Here is a 17032-nt window from a genome sequence, read left to right on the forward strand (position 1 = left end):
GCGGCGAAAATCGTCTGAACTGCGACGAAGCGCTTCACGCAAACAGAGTACCCGCTTGTGCCGGTTTGCACCTGCGTTGCAACGCAATCCACCCTGCACCCCTCATGAAAAACGGCCGGCGCGCATTCGCGCTGCCGGCCGTCGCCCTGCTACCGCATTACTGCGGCGTCGGTTCGCCTTGCGGCGCACCGTTCGAGGCGTCGTTCAGCAACGCCTTGGCCGACAAACGCACGCGGCCCTTTTCGTCCGTCTGGATGACCTTGACCTTCACCTGCTGGCCGTCCTTCAGGTAGTCGTTGATGTCCTTGATACGCTCGTTGGCGATTTCGGAGATGTGCAACAGACCGTCCTTGCCCGGCAGAATGTTGACGATCGCGCCGAAGTCGAGCAACTTGAGCACGGTGCCTTCATACACCTGACCCACTTCGACTTCCAGCGTGATGTTCTCGATACGCTTCTTCGCTTCGGCCATCCCTTCGCTGCTGGTACTCGCGATGGTGACGACGCCGTCGTCCGAAATATCGATCGTCGTGCCGGTTTCTTCGGTCAGCGCGCGGATCACCGAACCACCCTTGCCGATCACGTCGCGGATCTTTTCCGGGTTGATCTTGATGGTGATCATGCGCGGTGCGTAGTCCGACAGCACCGTGTTCGCGCCCGACACCGCCGTGGTCATCTTGCCGAGGATGTGCATACGGCCTTCCTTCGCTTGCGCGAGGGCGACCTGCATGATTTCCTTGGTGATGCCCTGGATCTTGATGTCCATCTGCAACGCGGTCACGCCTTGTTCCGTACCGGCCACCTTGAAGTCCATGTCGCCGAGGTGATCTTCGTCGCCGAGGATGTCGGTCAGCACGGCAAACTTGTTGCCTTCGAGGATCAGGCCCATCGCGATGCCGGCGACGTGCGCCTTCATCGGCACGCCGGCGTCCATCAGCGCGAGGCAGCCGCCGCACACCGACGCCATCGACGACGAACCGTTCGATTCAGTGATTTCCGACACGACGCGGATCGAGTAGCCGAATTCGTCGGCGCTCGGCAGGCAAGCAGCCAGCGCGCGCTTGGCCAGACGGCCGTGACCGATTTCACGGCGCTTGGGCGAACCGACGCGGCCCGTTTCGCCGGTCGCGAACGGAGGCATGTTGTAGTGGAGCATGAAGCGTTCGCGGTACTCGCCTTCGAGCGCGTCGATGTTCTGCTCGTCGCCCTTCGTGCCCAGCGTTGCGACCACCATTGCCTGCGTTTCGCCACGCGTGAACAAGGCCGAACCGTGCGTACGCGGCAGCACGCCGGTACGGATTTCGATCGGGCGCACAGTGCGCGTGTCGCGGCCGTCGATACGCGGTTCGCCGTTCAGGATCTGCGTACGGACAATCTTTGCTTCGATGTCGAAAAGCACATTGCCGACGCTAGCCTTGTCTGCCGCAACCGTGCCGGCTGCCGCGGCTTCTTCTTCCAGCTTGGCCGACGTCGCTGCGTAGACTTCCTTCAGCTTGGCCGAACGCGCTTGCTTGTCACGGATCTGATAAGCGGCGAGCAGATCGGCTTGCGCCAGTTCCGACACGCGTGCGATCAGCGGCTCGTTCTTGGCGGCCGGCTTCCAGTCCCATTCCGGCTTGCCACCTTCGCGAACCAGTTCGTGGATCACGTCGATCGCGACCTGCATCTGGTCGTGGCCGAACACCACTGCGCCGAGCATCACTTCTTCGGTCAGTTGCTGTGCTTCCGATTCCACCATCAGCACCGCGCGTTCCGTACCGGCGACGATCAGGTCGAGTGCCGATTCCTTCATCTGCGGACGCGTCGGGTTCAACACGTATTCGTTGTTGATGTAGGCCACGCGTGCTGCGCCGACCGGGCCGTTGAACGGCAAACCGGAAATAGCGAGCGCCGCCGACGCGCCGATCAGCGCGGGGATGTCAGCGGGAATTTCGGGGTTCAGTGACAGGACGTGAATCACGACCTGGACTTCGTTGTAGAAGCCTTCCGGGAACAGCGGACGCAGCGGACGGTCGATCAGGCGCGAGGTCAGCGTTTCACCTTCCGACGGACGGCCTTCACGGCGAAAGAAACCACCGGGGATCTTGCCTGCAGCGTAGGTCTTTTCGAGGTAATCGACGGTCAGCGGGAAGAAGTCCTGACCCGGCTTGGCGGTCTTGGCGCCGACCACAGTAGCCAGCACGACGGTGTCTTCGATGTCGACGATCACCGCGCCGCCTGCCTGACGAGCGACTTCGCCCGTTTCGAGGCGAACCTTATGTTGGCCCCACTGAAATTCTTTGACGATCTTATTGAACATAGTCATTGCTTTTCCTCTTCGTAATGCCGCGCGGACCAGAAGCGGCGCGGCAACGCCAGGACCGGCGCCGCATGGGGAGAGTAGTGTTATGCCATTCCAGAGAACCACGCTCTACGCGCGCGAACCGCTGGAATGACACAAAGCTCTGCCCTGAAGCCCGGCCGTATTTCTGCTTTTTTGCTGCTTTTTTTGCTGCTGTTTTCCTGCTAGTCGCCGCATGAATCGTCACGCTACCGCGGCCAACAGGCAGTGCGCATCACATGAGGCGCACCGTGCAAAAACAAAATGCCTGTATCAGTGGAACTGACACAGGCATCTTGTTGAACGACTGGCCGATTACTTACGCAGACCCAGCTTCTCGATCAGTGCGCGGTAACGATCCGCGTCCTTACCCTTCAGGTAGTCGAGCAGCTTGCGACGGCGGCTCACCATGCGCAGCAGACCGCGGCGGCTGTGGTGATCTTTCGTGTGGGCCTTGAAGTGAACGGTCAGTTCGTTGATGCGGGTCGTGAGCAACGCGACCTGAACTTCGGGGGAGCCGGTGTCGTTAGCTGCGCGTGCGAATTGCGCAACGACTTCGGACTTCTTGCTTGTTTCAACTGCGGACATGTCGATTTCCTTGAGAACTAGACAGGCGGTCACGGAAGAAAGGCCGTGCCGTGAATTACCCCGTATGTGCATTCGCATTACAAATTACAACCATGCGACAGGCTTCACAACGGGACGCGTATTGTAGCACAGCCCAATCCGGCCGCGAACCCCGCTGTGCCGGGCGGGATCGTGGGCGGGTTGGGTTTGCTCAGGGGTCCCTTTACGGCCGTTTCATCTTGCACACGGTCGGCGGCACAGTCCGCTCGGGCGGCAAAGCCAGCACCGTGCGGAAACCGTAGCCGGAACCTTCGTTGTCGAACTTGACACCCGGCGTGCCTGCCTTATCCATTTCCATCACGTAAAGGGGCTGGATCAATTGATGATCCTCGGCACGCATCCACGAGGCATGAAAGCCGTTGTCGAACCTGATCCCCTCCAGAGCCCGGGCGACGGCCGTCGGGTCGGCACTGCCGGCGCGGTTCATCGCCGCGGCGAGGGTTTCGATCATCAACGGCATGCGGAGCACCGGGTAGTCGTCCTGGGCAGCCGGGAAACGGGCGCGAAATGCTGCATACCACGCGTCGGAAGCCGCACCGCCGGCGTTCGGGTGCCAGTCGGCTATCGCGATCACGTGTTTGACGCCGGCGTCACCTAACGCGGCAGGCGCGCCAAGACTGTTGCCATAGAACGTGTAAAACCGGGTGTCCAGGCCCTGTTCTCGCGCAGCCTTGACCAAAAGCGTCAGGTCGTTGCCCCAGTTGCCAGTGATGACCGCGTCCGCGCCGCTCGCGCGGATCTTCGCGATGTACGGCGCGAAGTCCTTCACACGGCCGATCGGATGAAATTCGTCGCCGACGACCGCAATATCCGGGCGCTTTGTCGCCAGCGTCGAACGCGCGAGACTGCTGACGTCGTGGCCGAAGCTGTAGTCCTGGTTCAGCAGATAAACCTTCTTCACCGCTTTGTCGCGCTGGATCACGTCAGCCAGCGCATCCATGCGCATGCCCGCGTGCGCGTCGAAGCGGAAGTGCCAGAAGCTGCAATTGGCGTTGGTCAGGGCGGGATCGTCGGCGGAATAATTGAGAAACAGTTCGCGATTCGCAGGCTCGCGGCTGTTCTGTTTCTCGATCGCGCCGAGCAGCGCGGCCGCCACTGCCGAACTGTTGCCCTGCATGATGTAACCGATGTGCCGGTCCGCGGCGGCGCGCAGTTGCACCAATGCCTCTTCAGTACTGCCCTTGCTGTCGAGCACGACCAGTTCGAGCGGATGCGCGCCGTCGGCGAGCTTCACGCCGCCTTGCGCATTCACCTGTTCGATACCGAAACGCAGATTGCGCTCCACCGCCGCGCCTGCGTTCGCGAACGGACCAGACATGCCTTCGATCAGCGCCAACTCGATCGGCGTACCCGAGGGCTTATTCACCGGTTTGCTCGCCGGACCAGACGCCGTTTCTCCCACGGCGTAAGCCGCCGCGGCCGTCGAAATCGCCGCCAGCGCCATAACTGCCGCTGCTGCCGTCCGTTGCCACTTCGCCATCGTCATTGCCCCGCTTGATTGGTCGAAGCGCGGATCATAGGGCGTTCCAGACGGAATAAGCAAGCCGGCGAATCCGTTACTGTGCTTCCGGAGACGCCCCGCACAAAGCGCAAATCTTTTGCTGCCGCCCGTGTCAAAATAATGCGTCTCGATGATAAAAACCGCTACTCAAATGCCATCGGAGGAATTTATGTTCAACCGCCATCCATCCACGGCGGCCTCGATCGCAGCGCCGCCCGCAGTACGCCTGCGCCGCGCCGCGTTCATCTGCCTGAGCGCGCTCACCCTCACAGTGACACTCGCCGGCTGCGTGCAGCCATGGCAGCAATACAGCCAGGGCGCGGACGAATCGACCATCGTCGCCCGCCTCGGTGCACCGCGTGAAAGCTACGATCTGCCCAACGGCGGCAAGCGGTTGATGTGGCCGACCCAGCCGATGGGCGAGACGACCACTGCCGCCGACATCGACGCATCCGGCAAGATCGTCACCGTGCGCCAGGTGCTTCAGCCCAACGAGTTCTACCGGGCGGAAATCGGCAAGTGGACAAAGAGCGACGTGCTGGTGAACTTCGGCCGCCCAGTCGAAACATCGTACTTCCCGTTGATGAAGCGCGAGGTCTGGACGTATCGCTATATGGAAGACAACGTCTGGTACATGATGTACAGCTTTTATTTCGACGATCAGGGCATTGTGCGGCTCACGCAGAAAACCCCTGATCCGCTGCACGATCCGGATCGCCGCGGCCTGTTCTGAGCGCCCGCTCGAACCCATCGCGCATGGATCTGCCAAGCCGCCCCTTCAGGCGGCTTTTTTTATTTATGGCGCATAGAGGCGGATTTTATTTCGCGCACAGCGGATTTATTTTTTGATAGAAAGGTTTTCGTAAGCATTGATTCGCGTTACCCGTACCCACTGCGCTGTTCGCGCGCAGCCGGGATTCGGCTACGAGTCGGTGCACCCCACTTACGGAGCTGCTATCGATGAACCGTCCCAAACGCCTGCTGGTCGCCAACGTTGCATGGGCGCACGAAACCGCCGCGCGCAACCCCGAATTTTTTCGTGATCTGGTGCGAGGCCAGAATCCGCACGTGCTGTGGGTCGGCTGCTCGGATAGCCGTGTGCCCGCGGAAACCATCACGCATTGCGAGCCTGGTGATCTGTTCGTTCACCGCAACATCGCCAACCTCTTTCATCCCGACGACGACAACTCCGCAAGCGTCCTCGAATACGCCGTGCGGGTGCTGAAGGTGGGGCACGTGATCGTCTGCGGTCACTATGGCTGCGGCGGCGTGCGCGCTGCCCTGCTGCCGCCGGAACCGACGCTGCCACACGTGAATCGCCGGATCGCACCATTGTGCGCGCTAGCAAAAGCGCATGGCGACGAGCTCGGGAGCCATGCGAGCGAGCGTGAGCGCATCGACCGTCTCGCGGAATTGAACGTGCTCGAACAGGTCCGCCAGTTACGCGCGAGTCCAATCGTGCGGGACGCTGACCCAGCACCGCTCGTTCACGGCTGGATTTTCGCGCTCGAGGACGGGCGCATCAAGGTGCTCACGTCCGGCTACGAAGCCGACGACGCGATGACCTGCGCGACGGCCGCCCATAGCGCCGCGTAGTGCATCGCCTCTATCGAACCGGCTTCGGCATGGCCTTCGCCGCACATGCAACTCCAAACACTACCGCACGGACCCCATGAACCTTCGAGCTTTCCTTTCCACGTTTCAGCGCGATCTGTTTGCAGGCACGGTCGTTTTTCTGGTGGCGCTGCCGCTCTGTCTGGGCATCGCTAACGCGTCGGGTGTCGAGCCATTTGCCGGGCTTGTGTCGGGCATCGTCGGCGGCCTGGTGGTCGCCGTGCTAAGCGGCTCGCGGTTGAGCGTAAGCGGGCCGGCGGCGGGCCTCGTCGTGATCGTCGTCGACGGGATTGCGCAACTCGGCAGCTTCTCCGCGTTCCTGCTGGCCGTGTTGCTGTCCGGTGCAATTCAGTTCGGCTTCGGCATGCTGAAGGCCGGCAGATTTGCCGCCTATGTGCCGTCGCCGGTGATCAAAGGCATGCTTGCAGCGATCGGCGTGCTCCTGATCGTCAAACAATTCCCGCTTGCGCTCGGGCTGTTCGGCTCGAACGCATCGGATGGGTCGCAAGCTGCTGCCCAGATGGCCGGCAGCGTAACGACGCCGTTCGGCACGATTTCGCTCGCGGCCTGCGTGATCACGTTGCTGTCGCTGGCGATTCTGGTAGGTTGGGAAACGCGCGCGCTGCGTCGCTTTGCGCTGGTGCGGCTCGTGCCGGCACCACTCGCCGTGGTTCTGCTGGGAATCGGCGCGACGCTATTGCTCAGTCTGCTCGGCCCGTCGTTCACGCCGCCTGCCGAGCATCGCGTCGCGCTGCCTTCGCTCGAATCGTTCGCCGCATTGCAGCTCGCCCTCGCATGGGCCGACTTCGGACCGCACTTCACGCAACTGATCAATCCTGACGTCTGGCGCGTGGCCATCACACTGGCGATCGTCGCAAGCCTCGAAACGCTATTGAGCCTGGAAGCGGTCGAGCAGATCGACCCCGCCCGACGCACCGCGCCGCCCGATCGCGAATTGAAGGCGCAGGGTGTGGGCAATCTGATCGCTGGCGCGATCGGTGGCCTGCCGATCACCTCGGTCATTGTGCGTAGTTCCGCCAATGTGCATGCGGGCGCGCAGAGCCGGCTGTCCGCGGTTATTCATGGCGTGTTGTTGCTGGTCAGCGTGTTCGCGTTGACCAGCGTCATCAATCTGATTCCGCTTGCCTGTCTCGCGGCGATTCTGATTTTCACCGGCGTGAAGCTCGCCAAGCCGTCGTTGTTCGTCGCCGTCGCCAAGCAAGGCTTCGCGCCGTTTGCACCGTTCATCGTCACGCTGGTCGGCGTGCTCGCCACCGACCTGCTGATCGGAATCGTGCTCGGCATTCTGTGCAGCGTGTTGCTCGCCTTGTATGCCAACCTACGCAGCCCGATCGTCCTCGCACAGCACGGCGACCACTATCTGCTGTCGTTTCGCAAAGACGTATCGTTTCTTGGCAAGGTGCCGCTCAAGCACTATCTGCAGCAGATCCCCGACGGCGCGACCTTGATCGTCGACGCAACGCGTGCCGACTTCGTCGATCACGATGTGCGCGAACTACTCGACGCGTTTGTCGCCGATGCGCCACGCCGCGAGATCTCGGTTGAAGTGCGGCATCAGGTGCAGGCACAGGCACGCGCGGCACGCGGATGGTCGATGCGGCGCGCGGCGACGGAATAGCTTGAGCGTACGAAAGGAAGGCACTACAAAAACGCGAAGCCCCGTGCTTTTTAGGCACAGGGCTTCGAATAATTTCATCGGGTCAGGGCGCATACGGCGCCCTGACGCTCTGTCACTCCGAACGTTGCGGATTCAACTTATCGACGTTCGAATACAGCTTGTTGAGCGCCGAGATATACGCCTTCGCGGAAGCCGCGACGATATCCGGATCGGTGCCTACACCGTTCACGATGCGCCCGCTCTTTGACAGCCGTACCGTCACTTCACCCTGCGCCTGCGTACCGGTTGTGATGGCGTTCACCGAATACAGCAGCAGTTCCGAACCGCTACCCACTTCCGTTTCGATCGCATTGAGCGTGGCATCCACCGGACCGTTGCCGCGCGCTTCGCCAGTCACTTCCTTGCCTTCAACCGAGAACACGATCTTCGCGTGCGGCTGCTCGCCGGTTTCCGAATGCTGCGACAACGACAGGAACTTGTAGTGCTCCTTCTGCTGCGCTTCAGCCGATTCCTCAGTAACGATCGCAATGATGTCTTCGTCGAAAATTTCCGACTTGCGATCGGCCAGTTCCTTGAAGCGTGCGAACGCGGTATTCAACTCGCCTTCGCTATCGAGCGCGATACCCAATTCCTGCAGACGTTGCTTGAATGCATTGCGGCCCGACAACTTGCCAAGCACGATCTTGTTCGCGCTCCAGCCCACATCTTCGGCACGCATGATTTCGTACGTATCGCGCGCTTTCAGCACGCCGTCCTGGTGAATGCCGGATGCGTGCGCAAATGCGTTCGCGCCGACCACGGCCTTGTTCGGCTGCACGACGAAACCGGTGATCTGCGACACCAACTTCGAAGCCGGCACGATCTGCGTCGTATCGAGACCGACTTCGAGTCCGAAGTAGTCCTTGCGCGTCTTCACCGCCATCACGATTTCTTCGAGCGACGTATTACCTGCGCGCTCACCGAGACCGTTGATCGTGCACTCGACCTGACGCGCGCCGCCGATCTGCACACCGGCCAGCGAGTTCGCCACCGCCATGCCGAGGTCGTTATGGCAGTGCACCGAGAACACGGCCTTATGCGAGTTCGGAATACGCTCACGCAGCGTCTTCACGAGCTGGCCGTACAGTTCCGGCACGCCATAGCCGACTGTATCCGCGATGTTGATCGTGGTCGCACCCTCAGCAATCACCGCTTCCAGCACCCGGCACAGAAAATCCATATCCGAACGGCTGCCGTCTTCCGGCGAAAACTCAACGTCGTCCGTGAACTTGCGGGCGAAACGCACCGCCAGCTTTGCCTGTTCGAACACCTGATCCGGCGTCATGCGCAGCTTCTTTTCCATATGCAGCGGCGACGTTGCGATGAACGTGTGGATGCGGAAATGATCGGCCGGCTTGAGTGCGTCAGCAGCGCGTTGAATGTCTTTGTCGTTGGCACGGGCCAGCGAGCAGATCGTGCTGTCCTTGATCAGGCCCGCGATCGTATGGATCGAATCGAAGTCGCCGTTCGAGCTGGCCGCGAAGCCCGCCTCGATGATGTCGACCTTCATCCGTTCGAGCTGCTTCGCGATACGGATTTTTTCTTCTTTCGTCATCGACGCGCCGGGCGATTGCTCGCCGTCACGCAACGTGGTGTCGAATATGATCAGTTTGTCGGCCATGTCGGGTCTCCTGAGGAGTCGTTCAATTGTGGGGATCGGTATTGGAATTTGGGTGTTTGCGCCACCGCTGGCGACGCTATAAACCGCAGACGAGGCAGACGGAGGGCGGAAACGATCAGCGCGTTAGACGCGCCAGCACGAGTGCGCTTAGGCGCGCCCCGGCTTGTTGAGGCTCGCGTTGCAGCTCAAATGGGAACGTGAACGCATTCATCGAACGACTATAGCGGCATTCCCGCCATCGTGCAATTAGCGTCCAACCTGCCTGCCACGCGCCGTCAGACGGGTCCGGAAACGAAAAACGGCAGCCCAAAGGCTGCCGTTTTTTCGTGTCACTTCCATGCACAGGAAATGCGCAATTACCTGTCCCGCGCCACCGACCGAGCCGGATTCGCCCTGCCCCGCAGCGCCTGGTAGCCCCAGAACACATAGCCCGACAGACCATACAGCACGAACAGGCCGAACAGCATCAGCGGCGGATCGGACGACACCAGCACGAACGCCACCACCACCAGCAGAATCACGCCGAACGGCACGCGATGCCGCACGTCAAGCGCCTTGCCGCTGTAGAACGGTGCGTTCGATACCATCGTCACACCCGCGTAGATGGTCAGTACGAAAGCGACCCACGGCAGCCACACCAGCTTGAGCGGCACACGGTTATCGGTGGCAAGCCACACGAAACCGGCAATCAGCGCGGCAGCAGCCGGACTGGGCATACCCTGGAAGAAGCGCTTGTCGACCACGCCGATGTTCGCGTTGAAACGCGCGAGACGCAACGCCGCCCCCGAACAGTAGACGAACGCCGCGAGCCAGCCCCAACGGCCGAGATCCTTCAGAATCCACTCGTACATGACAAGCGCCGGTGCCACACCGAACGACACCATGTCCGAGAGACTATCGAACTGCTCGCCAAACGCGCTTTGCGTATGCGTCATACGCGCGACCCGGCCGTCCATACCGTCCAGCACCATCGCCACGAAGATCGCGATCGCCGCAATTTCGAAGCGCACGTTCATCGCCTGCACCACGGCGAAGAAGCCGCAAAAGAGCGCGGCGGTGGTAAACGCGTTCGGCAGCAGGTAAATGCCGCGTTTCCTCAGGAACTGCTGACGCTGGGCGCGCCGGCTTTCGACTACTGGCGACTCCGCCGCGACCGGCTTGTTACGGCGGAACGGACGCGGTAGCGGTCCGCTGTTGCGGGGTCGACGCGGTTTGAATGCGGCCATTCGGAAAACCTCCTTGGTGCCGCTTTATAGTTCAGCGAGGATCGTGGACGACGCGGAAACCTTCTCGCCGATCGATACACGCGGACGGCTGCCAACCGGCAGATACACGTCGACACGCGAGCCAAAACGGATAAATCCATAACGTTGACCACGCGTAAGCGGCTCACCGGCCCGTACGTAGCAAAGAATGCGCCGCGCGATCAGACCGGCGATCTGCACCGAGGTCACCGTCTGGCCGCCGGCCATTTCGATCACCACCGCATTGCGTTCATTTTCGGTCGAAGCCTTGTCTACGGCCGCATTCAGATACGCACCCGGGAAATATTCGACCTTGGAGATCGCGCCATCCACCGGCGAGCGTTGCGAGTGGACATTGAAAACGTTCATGAACACGCTGATCTTCAGCGCTTCACGGTTGGCATACGGATCATGCGCCGTTTCGACCGCGACGATGCGGCCGTCGGCCGGGCACAGCACGGCGTTGGCCTGAGTCGGAATCGGGCGTGCCGGATCGCGGAAGAACTGCACGACGAAGATCAGGATCAGCCAGAACAGCCATGCAAAGCCGAATCCCGCGAAGGCATGAACCAGTAATGCAACGACGGCAGCGATGGCGATAAACGGCCAGCCTTCTCGCGCGATGATCGGATGAGGGTAATTCATGGATGGCTTCTGTATTTTTGTAAAACCGTAGGATAGCAAAAGCCGCCCAGGGTTCAGCACCCTTGGACGGCTTTTTGCATTACCGGCTGCTGCGACGATGCACCGCGCCGGTCAGATGCGGTAAAGCTGGCTTCTTAGTTCTTCGACTGGTCGACCAGCTTGTTCGCAGCGATCCACGGCATCATCGAGCGCAGCTTGGCACCCACCGTTTCGATCTGATGCTCAGCCGTCAGACGGCGGCGCGATTGCAGCGTCGGTGCGCCAGCCTTGTTTTCGATGATGAAGCTCTTGGCGTACTCGCCGGTCTGGATGTCCGTCAGCACAGCCTTCATCGCCTTCTTCGTTTCAGCAGTCACGATACGCGGACCCGTCACGTACTCGCCGTATTCGGCGTTGTTCGAGATCGAGTAGTTCATGTTCGCGATGCCGCCTTCGTAGATCAGGTCGACGATCAGCTTCAGTTCGTGCAGGCACTCGAAGTACGCCATTTCCGGCGCGTAACCCGCTTCCACCAGCGTTTCGAAGCCGGCCTTGATCAGGTCGACCGTACCGCCGCACAGCACGGCTTGTTCGCCGAACAGGTCGGTTTCCGTTTCTTCGCGGAAGTTCGTTTCGATGATGCCGGCACGGCCGCCGCCGTTCGCTGCTGCGTACGACAGAGCGATGTCACGTGCTGCGCCCGACTTGTCTTGCGCGACAGCGATGAGGTGGGGCACGCCGCCACCTTGCGAGTACGTACCGCGAACCGTGTGGCCCGGCGCCTTCGGCGCGATCATGATCACGTCGAGGTCGGCACGCGGGATCACTTGACCGTAGTGGACGTTGAAGCCGTGCGCGAAGGCCAGCGCTGCGCCTTGCTTGGCGTTACCGTGCACTTCCTTTGCGTAAACTTCAGCGATCTGCTCGTCCGGCAGCAGCATCATGACGACGTCTGCGCCCTTCACGGCTTCCGCCACTTCCTTGACTTGCAGGCCGGCGTTCTCGGCCTTGCTCCACGATGCGCCGCCCTTGCGCAGACCGACCGTGATGTTCACGCCGCTTTCCTTCAGGTTCAGCGCGTGAGCATGGCCTTGCGAGCCATAGCCGATGATGGTGACTTGCTTGCCCTTGATGAGGGAGAGGTCGGCGTCCTTGTCGTAGAAAACTTTCATGTCGGTTCCTTGGCTAAATTCGGTGAAATCAGTGAAATACAAATACTGCGAATGTTGTGTTGCTTGACCGGGTTCTTAAAGGCACTACCCGGCTTCGATCGAGACGGCTAATAAACGCAACTTAGCACCGCAACCCAGCGCGCGCGTCAAACCTTCAGAATGCGCTCGCCGCGGCCGATGCCCGAACTGCCCGTACGGACGGTTTCGAGAATCGCAGTCGCGTCGATCCCTTCGATGAAGGCATCGAGCTTGTCGCTCGCGCCCGTCAGTTCGATCGTGTAGGTCTTTTCGGTGACGTCGATGATCCGGCCGCGGAAAATATCCGACATCCGTTTCATCTCCTCACGTTCCTTGCCGACCGCCCTCACCTTGATCAACATCAGCTCGCGCTCGATGTGGGCGCCCTCGGTAAGGTCGACCACTTTCACCACCTCGATCAGGCGGTTCAGATGCTTCGTGATCTGTTCGATCACGTCGTCCGAGCCAATGGAGACGATGGTCATGCGCGACAGCGAACGGTCTTCGGTCGGAGCCACCGTCAAGGTTTCAATGTTGTAGCCGCGTGCGGAGAACAGCCCCACCACGCGTGATAACGCGCCCGGTTCGTTTTCCAGCAGGACAGAAATAATGTGTCTCATGTTTCGCTTCTTCCAGATGTTTTGTCGATGTATGCGAGCAGGTTCGCGCCGCTTCGTCCGCATTCACCCTTTGTGGAGGCGCGCATGACGAAGCCGGCGGCAAAGCCGTCGTTATAGATCTTCCGAACCCATGAGCATCTCAGTGATGCCCTTGCCGGCCTGGACCATCGGCCAGACGTTTTCGGTCGGATCGGTCTGGAAATCGAGAAACACTGTGCGATCTTTCAGGCGCAGCGCTTCCTTCAGCGCCGGCTCGACATCGGCCGTGCGTTCGATACGCATGCCGACGTGGCCGTACGCTTCGGCGAGCTTTACGAAATCCGGCAGCGCATCCATGTACGAATGCGAATAGCGCTTGCTGTATTCGATCTGCTGCCACTGCCGCACCATGCCCAGATAGCGGTTGTTCAGCGAAATGATCTTGATGGGCGTCTCGTACTGCTTGCAGGTCGAGAGCTCCTGAATACACATCTGGATCGAGCCTTCGCCGGTGATACAGAGCACATCGTCGTCCGGGTGCGCCATCTTCACGCCCATCGCCGCCGGCAGGCCGAAGCCCATGGTGCCGAGGCCACCGGAGTTGATCCAGCGACGCGGCTTGTTGAAGCGATAGAACTGCGCCGCCCACATCTGGTGCTGGCCGACGTCCGAACACACGAAGGCATTGCCGTCGGTCAGTTCCCACGCCTTTTCCACCACGTACTGCGGCTTGATGATGTCGCTCTTGCGGTCGAACTTCAGGCAGTCTTTCGCGCGCCAGGCTTCGATGTCCTTCCACCAGTCGGCGAGTGCCGCGGTGTCGGGGCCATGTTCGGCTGTTTGCAACTGCTCGATCAACTCTTTCAGCACTTCCTTCACATCGCCGACGATCGGAATGTCGACCTTGACGCGCTTGGAGATGGAGGAGGGATCGATGTCGATATGGATGATCTTGCGCGGGCGCGACGCGAAGTGCGCCGGGTCGCCGATCACACGGTCGTCGAAACGTGCACCGATCGCGATCAGCACGTCGCAGTGCTGCATCGCCATGTTGGCTTCGTACGTGCCGTGCATGCCGAGCATGCCGAGGAATTTCTTGTCGCTCGCGCGGTAGCCGCCCAGACCCATCAACGTATTGGTGACGGGATAGCCAAGCAGGTCGGCGAACTGGTTCAGCTCACGCGATGCATCCGCGAGGATGATGCCGCCGCCGGTGTAGATATACGGACGCTTGGCCGACAGCAGCAAGGCCACAGCCTTGCGAATCTGGCCGGAGTGACCTTTCGTGACCGGGTTATACGAGCGCAGCGAAACGGTCTTGAGCGGTTCGTACTGGCACGGCGTCTTCGACACGTCTTTCGGAATATCGATCAGCACCGGGCCAGGACGACCGGTACGGGCGATGTAGAAAGCTTTCTTGACGGTAGCGGCGAGGTCGCGCACGTCCTTCACGAGGAAGTTGTGCTTCACGCAGGGACGCGTAATGCCGACCGTATCGCACTCCTGGAACGCATCCTGGCCGATCGCGGCGGTAGGTACCTGGCCGCTGATCACCACCAACGGAATCGAATCCATGTAGGCGGTGGCGATGCCGGTCACCGCATTGGTGACGCCGGGGCCGGAGGTCACGAGGCACACACCGACTTTGCCGGTGGAACGCGCATACGCGTCGGCGGCGTGGACCGCAGCCTGCTCGTGACGCACGAGGATATGCTGGAATTTGTCCTGCTTGTACAGCTCGTCGTAAATGTAGAGTACCGAGCCGCCGGGGTAGCCCCACACAAACTCGACGTCTTCGTCGGCCAAAGCGCGCATGAGCACGGTGGCGCCGATAGAGTCAGCTTCGGGATGGAGGGTCGTATCCGACGTGGAGAATTCCGCGCTGGGCATATTCATTTATTCACCTTTCGAATTTTCGGCAAAAAATTGATCGGGTGCTCTCTGCCGGGCTTGTGGCTCGGGTTCAAGCGGCGCGTCCAGTTGACAGGTGAGCTTCTTGGGCCACACCTCAATTGAGACAAGTCACTTATGTTGCGAACCAGCGACGATATCTGCAGATGTCCGCGCGGTCAAGCAAATATTGCCTTGGCGGCCTCCCTCAAATCCCAATATTGACCGAAACCTTGTTATAGAGATGCAAGGTAGGACGGGTTTCGCCCCAGCGGCGCGAAAGTTTGTTAGCATCCGCGAGTTTTACGACATTTTTCGACCGATTACGCGCACGCACGCTGCGCCGACCCCCAAACGGATGGCATCAGACAAGGAACTCGCCGATTTTCTGGCGGGCGTCGAAAGGCGCGCATTCAAGCAGACGGTCTACGCCGTGCGGGACGACGACGCCTCGCTCGATATCGTGCAGGACGCGATGATCAAGCTCGCCGAAAAATACGGCGACCGTCCTCCGGCCGAACTTCCGCTCCTGTTTCAGCGTATTCTCCAGAATGCGATGCACGACTATTTCCGTCGTGCCAAAGTGCGCAATACTTGGGTTAGCCTGTTTTCTTCGCTCGGCAACGCCGACGACGACGAATTCGACCCACTCGAAACATTCGAGGCGCAACAAGGTTCAGCGGGTTCAGAGAGCAACGAACAGAAACTCGAGCGCGAACAGGTCTTACAGTTAATCGACAACGAGATCCAAAAGTTACCGGCACGTCAACGGGAGGCGTTTCTCATGCGTTATTGGGAAGATATGGATGTCGCCGAGACTGCCGCCGCGATGGGCTGCTCCGAAGGCAGTGTGAAAACGCACTGCTCGCGGGCCACCCACACGCTGGCGCAAGCGCTCAAGGCTAAAGGAATCACGCTATGAGCTCCCTAGAAACCAAAGAACTCGAGTTCGCCCGCCAGGTGCGCCGCGCGCTCGACGAAACCGTCGCCAGCATACCGGCCGCTACCGTCGACCGGCTCGCCATGGCGCGCCGCGCCGCGCTTGCTCGCAAGAAGCCCGAAACCGTGAGCGCCCCGGTGTTCGTGCCCGCTTTCGCCGGTGCCGGCATGGCAGCGGGTATGCCGCAACTCGAGATGCCGCAGCGCCGCCGTTCGCCGCTGCGCCGCTTTGCGCTTGCCTGGCCGCTCGTCGCGCTGGTCATCAGCCTCGTGGGTATCGCCTACTGGGAAGACCAGCAGCGTACCGCCGAACTCGCCGATATCGATGCAGCCATGCTAAGCGACGACTTGCCGCTCAATGCCTATCTCGACCACGGTTTCAACGCGTACCTATCACGCGCCCACTGAGCGGGAGATTCTTCGGGTGAGTTACAAGCGCGGCTTGGCCGTTGTTTTCGGATGCGCGATCGCGGCTTTGGTGTCGTTTGCCGCGACGTATCCGCGCTTTTATCCGAGCCCGTCGACCACCAGTGCGCCCGCTGCTGGCGGCAACGCGACCGCAAAAGCGCCCGCGCCCACCCTCGCCGTCGATCTGCCCAGCCTGTCCAACAGCAATAGTCCGATGGCATGGGCGCGCCTGAGCGCGGCCGAGCACGTTGCGCTCGCGCCATTCGCCAGCCAATGGGATTCGTTTAGCGACGAACGCAAGCGGAAATGGATCAAAATCGCGTCGCGTTATCCGAAGTTATCGCCCGATGCACAAAAACGCCTGCATGACCGAATGACTGAATGGGTGCGTATGACCCCCGATCAGCGGCGCGTTGCGCGCGAAAACTACCAGGTATCGAAGGAGTTGCCGCGCGAAACCCGCCAGAATGCGTGGAAGGCTTATCAGCAATTGCCGGAAGAGCAGAAGGAGCGGCTCGCCGCGAGCGAGCGTAAGCGGCGGCCCAGCGTCGTCAGCGCGCCGCCCTCCGGCAGGACCGAGATCAAAGGCCTCGACCGTCTGGTCAATGCCCGCGAGCATGGCGCGAGCGGTGCCGCAGCGGTGAGTGCCGCGGCTGCCGCTCCGTTGCCGAGCCCCGCCGCCACGCCGGCGATTCCCGCTGCGGGCAGCTTCGTACCCGCCACGCCGCTGCCGGTTTCGCCGGCCGAGGCGCCGTCGATCTTCAACGGTTCCTGATC

The 17032-nt window shown here is 60.9% G+C and carries 15 protein-coding genes; 6 read left to right on the forward strand and 9 right to left on the reverse strand.

Annotated elements, in window-relative coordinates; genetic code table 11:
* Positions 1 to 157 precede the first annotated feature (157 nt).
* The 3 genes from pnp to ACUN0E_RS35565 all read right to left on the reverse strand — a co-directional run bounded on the left by pnp (position 158) and on the right by ACUN0E_RS35565 (position 4433).
* On the reverse strand, positions 158 to 2305 hold the full coding sequence (gene pnp, locus ACUN0E_RS35555; protein WP_445569541.1) for a polyribonucleotide nucleotidyltransferase: 2148 nt from the start codon (positions 2303 to 2305) through the stop codon (positions 158 to 160).
* Between the two features lie 330 nt (positions 2306 to 2635).
* Complete coding sequence (rpsO, locus tag ACUN0E_RS35560; RefSeq protein WP_011487489.1) at positions 2636 to 2908, reverse strand: 30S ribosomal protein S15; 273 nt, start codon at positions 2906 to 2908, stop codon at positions 2636 to 2638.
* A gap of 202 nt (positions 2909 to 3110) precedes the next feature.
* Positions 3111 to 4433 (reverse strand): branched-chain amino acid ABC transporter substrate-binding protein, encoded by a 1323-nt coding sequence (locus ACUN0E_RS35565; protein ID WP_445569542.1) that lies wholly within the window; start codon positions 4431 to 4433, stop codon positions 3111 to 3113.
* A 184-nt stretch (positions 4434 to 4617) separates the two neighbouring features.
* On the opposite strand from ACUN0E_RS35565, the gene ACUN0E_RS35570 reads away from it, so the two are divergent.
* From ACUN0E_RS35570 to ACUN0E_RS35580, 3 genes are all read left to right on the forward strand, one after another.
* Positions 4618 to 5181, forward strand: a complete 564-nt coding sequence (locus tag ACUN0E_RS35570) for a hypothetical protein (protein WP_445569543.1) — start codon at positions 4618 to 4620, stop codon at positions 5179 to 5181.
* 227 nt (positions 5182 to 5408) lie between these two features.
* Positions 5409 to 6044, forward strand: coding sequence for a carbonic anhydrase (locus ACUN0E_RS35575; RefSeq protein ID WP_408234743.1), 636 nt, complete (start codon positions 5409 to 5411; stop codon positions 6042 to 6044).
* Positions 6045 to 6120: 76 nt separating this feature from the next.
* The gene (locus tag ACUN0E_RS35580) at positions 6121 to 7701 is read left to right on the forward strand and encodes a SulP family inorganic anion transporter (protein WP_445569544.1); all 1581 of its coding nucleotides are present in this window, start codon (positions 6121 to 6123) and stop codon (positions 7699 to 7701) included.
* Positions 7702 to 7813: 112 nt separating this feature from the next.
* Here the strand turns inward: ACUN0E_RS35580 and ACUN0E_RS35585 are convergent, their stop codons facing one another.
* From ACUN0E_RS35585 to ACUN0E_RS35610, 6 genes are all read right to left on the reverse strand, one after another.
* Positions 7814 to 9361, reverse strand: coding sequence for a 2-isopropylmalate synthase (locus tag ACUN0E_RS35585; protein ID WP_408234737.1), 1548 nt, complete (start codon positions 9359 to 9361; stop codon positions 7814 to 7816).
* Between the two features lie 356 nt (positions 9362 to 9717).
* A complete protein-coding gene (gene pssA, locus ACUN0E_RS35590) occupies positions 9718 to 10587 on the reverse strand; it encodes a CDP-diacylglycerol--serine O-phosphatidyltransferase (protein ID WP_408234734.1) in 870 nt (289 codons plus the stop codon).
* A gap of 24 nt (positions 10588 to 10611) precedes the next feature.
* Positions 10612 to 11250, reverse strand: a complete 639-nt coding sequence (locus ACUN0E_RS35595; protein ID WP_325043831.1) for a phosphatidylserine decarboxylase — start codon at positions 11248 to 11250, stop codon at positions 10612 to 10614.
* A gap of 134 nt (positions 11251 to 11384) precedes the next feature.
* Positions 11385 to 12401 (reverse strand): ketol-acid reductoisomerase, encoded by a 1017-nt coding sequence (ilvC, locus tag ACUN0E_RS35600; RefSeq protein ID WP_035551801.1) that lies wholly within the window; start codon positions 12399 to 12401, stop codon positions 11385 to 11387.
* Between the two features lie 146 nt (positions 12402 to 12547).
* Positions 12548 to 13039: an acetolactate synthase small subunit gene (ilvN, locus tag ACUN0E_RS35605; protein WP_011487482.1), complete on the reverse strand. Its 492-nt coding sequence runs from the start codon at positions 13037 to 13039 to the stop codon at positions 12548 to 12550.
* A 111-nt stretch (positions 13040 to 13150) separates the two neighbouring features.
* Entirely contained in the window at positions 13151 to 14914 is a 1764-nt protein-coding gene (locus ACUN0E_RS35610) for an acetolactate synthase 3 catalytic subunit (RefSeq protein WP_408234728.1), read from the reverse strand.
* Positions 14915 to 15266: 352 nt separating this feature from the next.
* Between ACUN0E_RS35610 and ACUN0E_RS35615 the strand changes: the two genes are divergently transcribed.
* From ACUN0E_RS35615 to ACUN0E_RS35625, 3 genes are read left to right on the forward strand one after another with little or no spacing between them, the layout of a single operon-like run.
* Positions 15267 to 15830, forward strand: coding sequence for an RNA polymerase sigma factor (locus tag ACUN0E_RS35615; RefSeq protein ID WP_179743599.1), 564 nt, complete (start codon positions 15267 to 15269; stop codon positions 15828 to 15830).
* The gene (locus tag ACUN0E_RS35620; protein ID WP_445569545.1) at positions 15827 to 16255 is read left to right on the forward strand and encodes a DUF3619 family protein; all 429 of its coding nucleotides are present in this window, start codon (positions 15827 to 15829) and stop codon (positions 16253 to 16255) included. Before ACUN0E_RS35615 ends, ACUN0E_RS35620 begins: the two co-directional genes overlap by 4 nt.
* 16 nt (positions 16256 to 16271) lie before the next feature.
* A complete protein-coding gene (locus tag ACUN0E_RS35625; protein WP_445570579.1) occupies positions 16272 to 17030 on the forward strand; it encodes a DUF3106 domain-containing protein in 759 nt (252 codons plus the stop codon).
* The last annotated feature ends 2 nt before the right edge of the window (positions 17031 to 17032 follow it).

Source organism: Paraburkholderia sp. D1E (assembly GCF_052682275.1).